Genomic DNA, 11,779 nt, shown 5'->3' with positions numbered 1-11,779 from the left:
CGAAGTTCCCGCAATAGGGTGCGTCTCACATACGACGATGACGCAGATCACAAGAGTGGACCCTTACTGACAGGATGTCAATAGCTACTCGTTTGACATAATCTCCGCGCCCTTGACCACGGGTCTCATGCCTGCGGAGCCTGAGAGCGATTCGTGAACTGCCACAGCGCCGGACTCGCCTCAGGCGGGTCCGGCGCTGTGGCAGCGCGCCCATGCTCAACTCGACGGCACGACCCGTGCGTGAGCTCTGAGGAATCTGCCAATGCGGTCAGTCGATCTTCGGGCTTCGGGCAGAAAATTGAACACCGGCCAGATGTGGATCATGTCCTGTCCGATTTCAAGCTCAACCACACCGCCTGCGGACTCAAGCCGCGCGGCCAACCGCACACCATCGTCAAACAGCCCCTCGTCGGTTCCCACAAGAATGCGGACAGGTGGGAGGCCTGTCAGGTCGGCATGCAACGGCGACGCGTACGGCGTCGATTTGGGTTGCGCGCCTGCGAGGTATGCAGCACCCATCACCTCGACGAGCGCCGCGGCCGGCAGTGGGTCTAGATGGGCCCGATCGACCAACGAAGCGGCTTCGCCCGCAAGGTCGACCAGCGGCGAGCACACCACTGCAGCGTCAGGAAGGAGGTCACTCGCATCTCGTAGCATAACGAGGGCCCCCATAACCAAGCCTCCGCCGGCGGAGTCCCCGACCATCGTCACGCTGGTAATGCCGTCCTGCTGCCGAACCCACCGGTATGCGGTGACGACGTCGTCGACGGGCGCAGGGAACGGGTTCTCCGGAGCGAGCCGGTAGTCGACGACTAGCGCCCGCGCACCGGTGGACTGTGACAACCGGTAACCGAACTCGCGATAGCCGTATGCGTTGCCCATGCAGAATCCACCGCCGTGGACAACCAAGACCACTTGGTTCTCCGCGGCGCCGGGCGCCGTGACCCAGATGGCGGGTACGCCTCCGGCGTCAATCTCACCTACCGTCGCATCGCTCGGAAGTTCGAAGTTGGCCAACACCTCGTCGTAGAGACGCCGATAGTCGTCCATCGTTGCCTCGGGCTCGGAAACCAAGTGACCGAGCAACTTGCGCGCCCGGGCAAGCTCGGTAGCTGACATGTCTGTCACCTCTTCCTGATCTATGGATCAGAGCTTCTCGATCTTCGGTTTTACCTCGCGGGTGAACAATTCATAGCTGGCAGCAGCCGCCTCACCCCTGATCCCCCCATACTGGAACACCGAGATCACTTCGTAGTCCCCCACGATGGCGCGACGCTCTTCGTGCTTCACGATCTGCTCTTCGGGGGTGCCCCAGATCTGCGCATTCGCGTATACGTCGCAGACCGTTTCGATTCCCAACTGCTCCAATGCCTCCTTCGCTGAGGCGTAGGACGCGTATCCTTTGGTGTTCTCGAAGTGGCGACCGCCGAACTCATAGTGTTCGACACACGTCAGGTAGTAGTTGACACAGGCTTCGTAGGCAACGCGGCGCGCTTCATCGGAATCGTTGTGGCAGTACGTCAAGTCGATCATCATTGGTGCGGGTGCGTCTCCACCGTGGGTATCTCTGAATGCCCTGCGGTACTCCTCGATCATGGGCATGTGCGATGTCTCCATCGGGCCTTGGATGAAAGCCATCATGGGAATGCCGAGTTTGCCGGCTGCGATAGCAGAATCCGGGCTCATTGCGACCATCGTGGTGCGACCCTTGAAGGTAGCCAGCGGCTTCGGATGTACTGGGACCTTCTTTTGCTTGTAGAACGGTCCATCGTTTTCGACGAAACCGTCCTCCAAGCCGCGCATGATCATGTCGGCTGCCTCATCGAATCGCTCACGTGATTCGCCCATCTCGATGCCGAAGCCCTCGTACTCGCGGCGTGCCAGGCCTCGGCCCATTCCGAACATCGCGCGACCGTCTGAAAGGTTGTCCAGCAACGCGATCTTCTCGACCACGCGCATGGGGTCATTCCAAGGAATTATCACGGCAGTGGTGTGCAGCTTGGCCGTACGCGTGCGTCCAGCGAGGTAGGACAAGAACTGGGTGTTGTCCGGACACATCGAGTAACCGGGGTCGAAGTGGTGTTCGACGCATCCGATGCTTTCGTAGCCATCCCGATCTGCGCAGATCGACAGGGCGATCTGATCCTGGAAAACTTCGTAGTCGGGCAACGCGTTGTTGTAGTTCTGGATCAAGTTGGTCATGTGAACTTTCACGTTCGCTCCATGTGTTGAGAGGCGCGTTGCGCCTGAGATTTGTTGATACAGAGAGCTTCACGACTGCGGGGCCGCTGCAGCTCCTTCTACGAGTGCGGGATTCGAATGTGATGCCGACCACTTCCCTGCACTGACGTCAGAGTCACAGGTCGCCAAGTGTCCTAGATGTCCTATCTCGCTACATCGGTCCGAGAACGTCGATGGATGTGTCGATAGAGGACGCCGAGTTCCGCGGGCATCGATGAGCGCTGCCGCGGTCGTTGATGCCTTCTGGCAGCGACGGGTCCATCGCTGGTCGGCCGCGGGATAGTAGGGCGGAAGCATTTGACCCGCCGCTCCCGCCATCGAGCAAGCAAATTTCGCCGCCGCTGCCAATGATGAGCAGCGCGAAAGCTCTTGATCCCGGTGCGACCTGGATGCGCGGAAGCCGCACGGTCGATGCTGAATAAATTGCAGTACAGTCGAATTGAAGTTGCCGAGGCGGCACATACCGCTTGCGCGGCGGCTGACGACATCCTGGCGGAGCCTGCAGGCCCAAGTCTGACCTGGCAATGTACTGAAACCGCTCAGATCCAAATGCAGTTTTCAGCAGATTGCCTGATCTTTTGGACTCCCAGGAGCTATCAGTAGCTGCGCGGCAACCCCAGCATGTGGTTGGCGATGTAGTTCAAGATCATCTCATTGTTCAACGGTGCCACGCGAAGAATGCGAATCATCGGGTAGAGAGTCACGATGTCGGTGTCCTCGTCGAAACCGGAGCCGCCGTGGGTCTGAATGGCTGCATCGATGGCCGCGTAGGACGCCTCGGAGGCGAGGTACTTGGCGATGTTGGCGTCGTCGCCGGCGTCCTCGCCGCTGTCGAAACGCTGCGCGGCGCGATGATTCATCGCGCGAGCAGCTTCCAGTTCAGCTTTTGCCTTCGCGAGTGGATGTGAAACAGCTTGGTAAGCGCCGATTGGTGACCCCCATGGAGCTCGTGTACGCGCGTATTCAACGGCCTTCTCCAGGGCACGGAACCCGAGTCCCAACGTCCAGGCGGCGATCACCACACGCTCGGCGTTCAATGAATCGAACATGCTGCGTAGACCTTTGCCCTCTTGACCAAGCAAAGACTCTGCAGGAAGCGCAACATCGTCGAACCAGACGCTGTATTGGCGTTCTGGGGCTTTCCAATCGATGTTCATCGGTGCCATCGACACCCCTGGTGTGTCTTTCGGCAGCACGAAGAGTGAGATCCCATCACCTTTGTTCACGACTTCGATGGCCGGGGTGGTCCGAGCTACCACGAGAATGTGTGTCGACTGATCAGCTCCAGAGATGAAGACTTTCTGTCCGTTGAGCCGGTAGCTACCGTCCGCCTGCAGTCGGGCCAGTGTGCGCATTGCAAAGCTGTTGGTGCCGGCCTCTGGTTCAGTGATCGCGAAGGAGAATGTCTGCCTCGCCGTGAGCGTCGGCTCGACGTATTCCTTGATCTGTTGAAGGGTGCCGTGCCTGATGATCGCCTGGCGGGCAAAAGATGTCAGGGAGAATAACATTGGCGGTGTGCCTGCGCGGCTCATTTCCTCCATGACTGCCGCGGTTGCGGTCAGCCCGCCGCCTGCACCACCGACCTCTTCTGGCACACCGAGCGCGAACAGGCCTTGCTCTGCCATTGCGTCGTACATTTCCGTTGGTGCTACGCCCCGGCGGGCGCAATCCATGTAGTAGCTGCGGTCCCACTTGCGGGTGACTCCGGATACCGCTTCGCGAACTGCGTCAAGTAGTTCATCCGTACCTGACATCGATTCACTTCCTTTCGTCTGTGCTGAGTGCGGTTAGCGATTGCCGAAAGATGGCGAACGCCTCTCGCGAAACGCCGCAACGCCCTCGCGGGCATCATCGGAAGCCAAGACACGACTGTTCAGTGCGTGCTCCAAGGCAAATCCGTCGCTCAGTGAAGCGGTGCGGACAGCGAGTTCTTTGGCAGTCCTCACCGCCACCGGTCCGTTCGCCGCAAGGCCACCTGCGATTCTCAGCGCGGTTTCCAAGACTCGATCGGCTTGCACCGTTTGGTTGATCAGCCCGACTGTTGCAGCGCGTTCTGCCGAGATCGTGGAGCCCGTCAAGAGCAGCTCCATCGCGACCGCCCACGGAACTTGGCGCGGTAGACGGACATTCGTACCTGATCCGGGAATCAAACCCCACTTGGTCTCGGCAAGAGCGAATCTGGAATCGTGGGCCGCGACGCGAATGTCGGTGCCTAAGAGGATTTCAAAGCCTGCGCCCACACAGACGCCTCGGACGGCGGCAATGACCGGGGTGAACACCGTGCTCAGAAAGCGCGCAGTTGGGTCCGGGTTGAGAATGTCGCACCCGGCGTCCAAGGCCGATGGCAGCAGCGAATCGAGGTCCCCGCCCGCAGAGAAGGCACGCTCGCCTGCTCCGGTGAGGACGATTGCTCTTATATTCGGGTCATCATCGAGACGTTTGGTCACCGTAAAGAAGTCACGGACCATTTCAAGGGTCATCGCGTTGAGCTTTCGGGGGCGGTTGATCGTCACAACAGCGATGTGGCCGTCGGTCTCATGATCGATTGTTCCGTCCGTTTCCCGTGGGCCGTGCTCGGGTCCTGTCACTGTTGCCTCTCTTCGTTCTGGAGTAAACGGTTTCAGCGGCGCACCGAATCGTTCATCTTTTCCAGTGTGATTCGCATCGGGCGCTAAAAATGCGGCCAGGATCTTGGCCGGTGGAGCCATTGCGCGAGGTAGCCCTGCAGCCCCCGCGGTCGTCCGAAATGACCCACGGGATGAACTGGTTCACATGCGGCACGGTGTGCCGGGTACTGTGCCGAGAACATCGGAATTTCAATGAAACCCGTCGCCACAGGGACGTCCGAATGTTAGGCGAGGCGAATTCCAGGGCGGACGCGTTGATCAGTCCGACTGAGCCGTGCTCAGACGCCGCATACGCGCTGGCACCTGGTACGCCCGCCGCGCCCATGACCGACGAGGTGTTCACGATCGCGCCAGCGGCATCGACGTCTCGTCGGTGGTGGAGGCCACGGTCGAGCACTTCGGCGTCTTATCGATCGCGGTCGTGCGGACGCAGGCAACACCTGCGCCGGCTCCACCGGTGACCAACGCGCCCTTGCCTGCCCATTCAGTGCTCATGGCCGTCCTTTCGGAAGATCGCACACTTCCAAGTGTGTGTATCCCGATCACACACCCGAAGCTGTGTCCTGCCGTGTGTCAGTTCGCTACACCGCGACGACCCGACAGCCGTCTCATGCTCCTTGCGCGGGGCCCGGCATCTGCCGGCAGATCCTGCGTGCGTCAGTTATGACGCAGAATGAGACATTCTTTCGCGTCCGCCCTGGATAGCGTGGCTTCAAGACCCGCAAGGCTCCGGTCCTGCAGATGACCTTCTCTTGTCCGACCCCTACGGGCGTCGGCCGAACGACGGAGTTGTCCCTATGTCCGAGTCAGCCTCGCCGCACGAGTCGGCTATCCGACCCCAGAAGATGCGCAAAATCATCGCTGCAGCACTGAGTGCCAGCACACTCGAATGGTATGACTTCTACATCTACGGCACCGCTGCAGCGTTGGTCTTCAACAAGGTCTTCTTCCCCGAAGTATCACCCGCACTAGGGACCCTGGCAGCATTCGCCACCTTCGGAGTCGGCTTCCTGTTCCGTCCGCTCGGGGGCATAGTCTTTGGTCATTTCGGCGATACGCTCGGGCGCAAGAAGCTACTCGTCATCTCAATGCTGATGATGGGAATCGCGACATTCTTGATCGGAGTCCTGCCAACCTACACGACAATCGGCATTGCGGCGCCGATCCTCCTAGTGGTTCTGCGCGCGGTACAGGGCCTTGCAGTCGGTGGACAGTACGGTGGCGCAATGCTTCTCGTCACCGAGAACGCGCCTGCGAGCAAGCGGGGTTTCTACGGTAGCTTCGCCCACGTCGGGCCCTCGTTGGCAGTCATCCTTTCGAATGTGGTCTTCCTCATTGTCGTCGCGATGATGGACACTGCGGCACTCGAATCGTGGGGATGGCGACTACCATTCCTGTTGTCGGCCGTCGTGATTGCTGCTGGTCTCTATATACAGATTGCCATCGAAGACACCGCCGAGTTTCGCGCGCTACAACAAACGAACAGCAGAACGACTGTCAACGGTACCAACGTACGGCGGTCCCCCATCATCGTTGCACTCACCACGCACCCGAAGGCCTTGCTCCAGGCCGGCGGCATGATCCTGGTGGTGCAGGTGTACTACTACATCCTCATCGTCTTCACGATCTCCTACGCGACTTCACATGGCATCGGGCGAACAACCGCCCTGATGACGGTCCTTGCGTCCAGCGTCGTCACCGTCGCTGCCATACCCTACTTCGCCGCACTGTCCGACCGCGTAGGCCGCAAACGAGTCCTGCTCGCCGCCTGTGTCGCGACATCTTTGACCGCGATTCCGTTCGTTCTACTTCTGCAAACCGCGGATGTCGGATTGCTCCTACTCGCGGTGCTCATACCGGGTCTGACTCTCGGCGCGTTATACGGACCGATGGCCGCCTTCTACTACGAGATGTTCTCTGCGGAAGTCCGCTATTCGGGCGCCTCCATCGGCTATCAGTTGGGCGCTGTCGTCGGCGGCGGATTTGCACCGTTGACCGCCACGGCTTTACTCGAATCAACAGGAACGATTCTGTCAGTAGGTGTGTACGTGTTTGTGGCCGGCGCCCTCAGTGTGTGGGCGATCGCATCCACCAAGAACAATCAGCCACACCAAAAGACGCACGGCGAAGAGGCTCGCTGAGCGCGTATTCGATCATGGCTCAGCTGTGCTACGTGTTCCACAGCCCTATCTGTTTCGTTGCTTACTCGCGGCACCTAGCCGAAAGGTTCGATCGTTGATTGCAAAGCCAGAAACCGATGCCGGCACGGCCGGAAGTCTGCCGCCATACAGGCTTGTGTCAGTGTGTGAGCGAAAGACGGTTTCAGACAACGCTTCTGAGCTTTGACCAAGGATCAGATACGTATCAAATTTGCACATCGGCAGGCCGCCGCAGACCAAGCGTAGACCGCGCTGCGTTGGTCGGGCCCGCGGCGGCAAGCACCGTTATTTGTATCGCGCCATTGTCGGACAAAGCACATCGCGACCGGCGGGGCGACGACCGAGAGTGGATTCTCCGCCACGCTCGCTCGAAGCACAGTGGGCTTACCCGCTCCAGAGTCGCCGGTCACGAGCACCACCGGACTGGCGCGCATGATCACCTGGCAGACTTCTGGATGTCTCTCCGACCACGACGAACTTCACCGCCCGTCACGGACGGTGAACTGCGCGACGTGAGCGAACAGAGGCAACAAGCTTGGCCTGCAGCGCAATGCCATGAGGGCCGGGGAATACCTGCGCGAAGTATGTGGTTCGACTACTTGACGATCGCCACGACCTTGCCCACCGCCGAACGCTCCTCCAACAGCCGCAGAGCCGCGGCCGCCTGCGTGAGGGGGAGTTCGGCACCGACGAGTGGACGCAGCCGTCCCCGCAACGCCAGATCCTCGACCGCATGCCGCACCATACTCAACGTCCCCGGATACTCGGTCTCCATGTTGTCCATCGTGATGCCGGTGACAGTGAGATTCCGATGCAACAGTCGGTTGACCTTGACTGTCGGGATGGCACCTGCGGCGAAGCCCACGACGACCAGTCGACCGCCCTGGCGAAGTGCCCGCAGCGAGTCGGTCAACCGGTCTCCACCGACGGGGTCGATCACGACATGTACACCGCGGCCACCGGTCATCGCTCGCACGTCGTCCAACCAGGCACCATCCGATCGCACCACTTCCGTTGCTCCGCAAAGACGGGCGATATCCGCCTTGTCGTCAGTCGATACCACGGCGATCGCCCGGACACCGAAAACTTCGGCCAGATCCAAGGCCGCGGTGCCGACTCCGCCAGCTCCGCCGTGCACGAGTACGTACTCGCCTGGCCGCACTTGCGCTCGGTGCAGCGCGTACCACGCCGTCGAGTAGTTCACGTACACCGCCGATCCCTCGACGAACGATACGCCAGTGTTTCCAGTACCCGTCCTGAGAACTCTGCCCCGCTGACAAAGGGGGCGGCCACACCGTTCTGGTACTTGCCCCAGGTCTGCAGCACATCGATGAACGACAGGCCGGCAGCGTGGACGTCCACAAGCAGTCGATGTCCATCCGCACGAGGATGTGCCGCGACGGGTTCGGGCACTTCCCGCAAGTCGACACTGTCGGGACCGGCAAGCCGGTCGACAACTATTGCGCGCATCAATGTTCCCCGGCTTGGTGACCCGTGCTTCTGCCGGGTACGTCGTGCTCTGGGAGCCGTCGAGTCAAGGTCGCATGCCCGTCCGACGCCGAAGTCCGCGTCGCTCGCGCACACTCAGTGCACCCCAAATCCCCAATGTTTCCGGCATATTCAAGGCATGCTCGCGACACTGTGCGAGAACCGGACAGTGGTTGCACACGCCTTTGGCCGCACGCTCCCGGTTCAAGTAGTTGCCTCCAGTCGAATCCTCGGGAAAACATCTCCGGCGGTTGGCCGCGACAACTACCCCGATGCCGCAAGGACGCTGCCAACACCAGCGGCGATGTCGCATCGCTCAGCGTTAACTCGTTCTCGCACGGCTGCCAGGTTGACCTTATCGCGCGCACCGTTCCGACCATCTGATTTATCCAGGGCCTGCGACTAGGGGTTACATGGTCACTCCGAGAAACCCTAGAGTCCGTCGTGCCGAAACGACCAGCGGCGGACAGACCGGTCGGCGCTCTTACTTAATGCCCTCAAGCAAGTCAGAAGCGGTCACGCCGAGGGCCTTCGCCAGGTCACCAAGTCGCTCATACAGAAGCCCACGCCGACCGAACTCGACATCAATGATGATGTTCCTGGAGACCCCGGACTTGAACGAGAGTTGCTCCTGCGTCAACCCACGTTCGATGCGCAATTCGACGATGCGAGCACCTACTGCACGCCGCCGCTTCTCCCAAACTTTCACGCGTTTGGGGTCGTCCTGGCTGGGGCGGGTCGGCACGTCCCTAAGTTATCAGGCACGGCAGAACTTGACGGCACGACGGCCGACTCCGGACTGCTATTCCATGCCCTCAAGAAGTTCGGAAGCGGTCACCCCGAGCGCGTTCGCGATATCGATCAAGCACTCAAAGGTAACTCCGCGCCTGCCACTTTCGACCGCCTTCATGACGCCGGCCAAAAGCCCGACCCGCTGGGCCAGCTCCTCCAGACTGAGTCCACGCGCTTCCCGCAGGCGGGTGATGCGCGATCCGACGTAACGACGTCGACGCTCCGAAACTCCCGCGCCACCGGCTCCCGTTACGGCGTCCGATTCGTCTCCATCAACTTCGTCCACTTGCCAATCGTAGCCCTACTAGTAGGTCATTCGGCTCGTGCGGCCAAGCCCTTTCACGCCGGGCGCCCACATGGAAGTCGTCTCATAGTCGTGTCATATTTGACATCGACATGACGCTCATCGCGAGAATATGACACTGGTTTTGAGAATCTACAATTGACGGATCCCGCCCCGAGGACGACCATGACCGCATGCACTATGTCGTTACCGGCGGTACCGGGTTTATCGGCAGTCGGCTCGTGACCCGCCTCCTGGCCCGGGACCCGGACGCATGGGTCTCGGTTCTGGTCCGGCGCGGCTCGCTGCACCGCTTCGAACAGCTGGCGGTCAGTTGGGGAACCCGAGCGCAGGCCCTGGTCGGTGACCTGACCGCACCCGATCTGGGACTCGGCGTGGACCTCGGCGAGATCGGCGATGTCGACCACGTCGTGCACTGCGCCGCGATCTACGACATGACCGTCGCCGAACCCGCGCAGTACGCCGCGAACGTCGAAGGCACCCGCGCGGTCATCGGGTTGGCCCGCGCGCTGGGTGCGACCCTGCACCACGTGTCGTCCATCGCGGTGGCCGGCGACTTCCACGGCGAGTACACCGAGGACGATTTCGATGTCGGCCAGAACCTACCGACGCCCTACCACCGCACCAAGTTCGAGGCCGAAGCGCTGGTGCGGGCCGAACCGGCGCTGCGTACGCGTATCTACCGCCCGGCCGTCGTGGTCGGCGACTCACGCACCGGTGAGATGGACAAGGTCGACGGCCCCTACTACTTCTTCCCCATCCTGGCCAAACTCGCAGCCCTGCCCAGCCTGACGCCGATGTTGCTGCCCGACACCGGCCGCACCAACATCGTCCCGGTCGATTTCGTCGTCGATGCCACCGCGCACCTGATGCACATTCCCGACGCCGATGGCCGCACCTTCCACCTGACCGCGCCGAAAACCACTGGCCTACGCGGTATCTACCGCGGGGTGGCCAAGGCCGCAGGTCTGCCTCCGCTCGTCGGGTCGCTGCCCGGTACCGCGGTGGCACCGGTGCTCAAGGCCACCGGCCGGGCCAAGGTGCTGCGCAACATGGCAGCGACCCAACTGGGTGTGCCCGCCGAGATCCTCGACGTCGTCGACCTGGCCCCCACCTTCACGGCGGACCGCGCCACCGCCGCGCTCGCCGGTACCGGGATCGAGGTGCCCGAATTCCGTTCCTACGCAGACATACTGTGGCACTACTGGGCCGACCGGCTGGATCCCGACCGGGCCCGTCGCGGCGACTCGGCCCAGCCGCTGGCAGGAAGGCACGTCATCATCACCGGTGCTTCCAGCGGTATCGGTCGCGCTTCGGCAATCGCAGTGGCCCGCCGCGGCGCCACGGTGTTCGCCCTGGCCCGCAACGCCGAGGCGCTGGACGACCTGGTGGGCGAGATCCGCGCCGAGGGCGGCGATGCCCACGCATTCACCTGTGACGTGACCGATTCCGGCTCGGTCGATCACACGGTCAAGGACATCCTCGGCCGGTTCGGCCACGTCGATTATCTGGTCAACAACGCCGGTCGATCCATCCGGCGGTCGGTATCGGCGTCCACCGACCGACTGCACGATTACGAACGGGTGATGGCGGTCAACTACTTCGGCGCGGTGCGCATGGTGCTGGCCCTGTTGCCGCACTGGCGTGAGCGCCGGTTCGGCCATGTGGTCAACGTGTCCAGCGCCGGGGTGCAGGCCAATACACCCAAATACAGCGCGTATCTGCCGACCAAAGCCGCACTCGACGCATTCTCCGAAGTCGTCGGCACCGAAACCCTTTCGGACCACATCACTTTCACCAACATCCACATGCCGTTGGTGAGCACCCCGATGATCGCGCCGTCCCGGCGCCTCAATCCGGTACCGCCGATCACCGCCGAGCATGCGGCGGCCATGGTGGTACGCGGTCTGGTCGACAAGCCCGCCCGTATCGACACCCCGCTGGGAACCCTGGCCGATCTGGGCACCTATTTCACCCCGCGACTGTCGCGCCGCGTCCTACACCAGATCTACCTCGGTTATCCAGATTCCGCCGCGGCCCGGGGACAGATCACCGAAGATCCTCAGCCACGGCGTCGACCCCGGCGCCCGGCACGGGCCGTCCCGACGATGCGGATGCCACGCCCGGTCAAACAGGCGGTCCGGGCCATTCCGGGTGTGCACTGGTAG

Annotated in this window: 11 protein-coding genes and 1 pseudogene; 2 read left to right on the top strand and 10 right to left on the bottom strand. The window is 61.7% G+C overall.

What is annotated here, in order from left to right; genetic code table 11:
* Window positions 1-216: 216 nt before the first annotated feature.
* From ACWDUN_RS20340 to ACWDUN_RS20315, 6 genes are all read right to left on the bottom strand, one after another.
* A complete protein-coding gene (locus ACWDUN_RS20340) occupies window positions 217-1,119 on the bottom strand; it encodes an alpha/beta hydrolase (RefSeq protein WP_213447937.1) in 903 nt (300 codons plus the stop codon).
* Window positions 1,120-1,146: 27 nt separating this feature from the next.
* Window positions 1,147-2,202, bottom strand: coding sequence for an LLM class flavin-dependent oxidoreductase (locus ACWDUN_RS20335; protein WP_213447938.1), 1,056 nt, complete (start codon window positions 2,200-2,202; stop codon window positions 1,147-1,149).
* 635 nt (window positions 2,203-2,837) lie between these two features.
* Window positions 2,838-3,995, bottom strand: a complete 1,158-nt coding sequence (locus tag ACWDUN_RS20330; RefSeq protein WP_449931822.1) for an acyl-CoA dehydrogenase family protein — start codon at window positions 3,993-3,995, stop codon at window positions 2,838-2,840.
* Between the two features lie 33 nt (window positions 3,996-4,028).
* Window positions 4,029-4,949 (bottom strand): enoyl-CoA hydratase/isomerase family protein, encoded by a 921-nt coding sequence (locus ACWDUN_RS20325; protein WP_449931821.1) that lies wholly within the window; start codon window positions 4,947-4,949, stop codon window positions 4,029-4,031.
* On the bottom strand, window positions 4,882-5,193 hold the full coding sequence (locus tag ACWDUN_RS20320; RefSeq protein ID WP_449931858.1) for a hypothetical protein: 312 nt from the start codon (window positions 5,191-5,193) through the stop codon (window positions 4,882-4,884). Before ACWDUN_RS20320 ends, ACWDUN_RS20325 begins: the two co-directional genes overlap by 68 nt.
* A gap of 14 nt (window positions 5,194-5,207) precedes the next feature.
* Window positions 5,208-5,363: a hypothetical protein gene (locus ACWDUN_RS20315; RefSeq protein WP_213447942.1), complete on the bottom strand. Its 156-nt coding sequence runs from the start codon at window positions 5,361-5,363 to the stop codon at window positions 5,208-5,210.
* Window positions 5,364-5,665: 302 nt separating this feature from the next.
* Between ACWDUN_RS20315 and ACWDUN_RS20310 the strand changes: the two genes are divergently transcribed.
* Window positions 5,666-7,009, top strand: a complete 1,344-nt coding sequence (locus ACWDUN_RS20310) for an MFS transporter (RefSeq protein ID WP_213447943.1) — start codon at window positions 5,666-5,668, stop codon at window positions 7,007-7,009.
* Between the two features lie 613 nt (window positions 7,010-7,622).
* Here the strand turns inward: ACWDUN_RS20310 and ACWDUN_RS20305 are convergent.
* The 4 genes and pseudogenes from ACWDUN_RS20305 to ACWDUN_RS20290 all read right to left on the bottom strand — a co-directional run bounded on the left by ACWDUN_RS20305 (window position 7,623) and on the right by ACWDUN_RS20290 (window position 9,593).
* Window positions 7,623-8,497 (bottom strand): annotated as a pseudogene (locus tag ACWDUN_RS20305) (NADPH:quinone oxidoreductase family protein).
* A 64-nt stretch (window positions 8,498-8,561) separates the two neighbouring features.
* The gene (locus ACWDUN_RS20300) at window positions 8,562-8,828 is read right to left on the bottom strand and encodes a WhiB family transcriptional regulator (RefSeq protein ID WP_213447944.1); all 267 of its coding nucleotides are present in this window, start codon (window positions 8,826-8,828) and stop codon (window positions 8,562-8,564) included.
* A gap of 171 nt (window positions 8,829-8,999) precedes the next feature.
* The gene (locus ACWDUN_RS20295; RefSeq protein ID WP_152515856.1) at window positions 9,000-9,260 is read right to left on the bottom strand and encodes a helix-turn-helix domain-containing protein; all 261 of its coding nucleotides are present in this window, start codon (window positions 9,258-9,260) and stop codon (window positions 9,000-9,002) included.
* A 57-nt stretch (window positions 9,261-9,317) separates the two neighbouring features.
* Window positions 9,318-9,593 (bottom strand): helix-turn-helix domain-containing protein, encoded by a 276-nt coding sequence (locus ACWDUN_RS20290; RefSeq protein ID WP_449931820.1) that lies wholly within the window; start codon window positions 9,591-9,593, stop codon window positions 9,318-9,320.
* A gap of 191 nt (window positions 9,594-9,784) precedes the next feature.
* Between ACWDUN_RS20290 and ACWDUN_RS20285 the strand changes: the two genes are divergently transcribed.
* Window positions 9,785-11,779, top strand: coding sequence for an SDR family oxidoreductase (locus ACWDUN_RS20285; RefSeq protein ID WP_449931819.1), 1,995 nt, complete (start codon window positions 9,785-9,787; stop codon window positions 11,777-11,779).

The sequence above is a fragment of the Mycobacterium sp. NPDC003323 genome (genome assembly GCF_053589535.1).
Note: the sequence above shows the minus strand (reverse complement) of the source record. Positions and strands in the feature narration are given on the sequence as shown.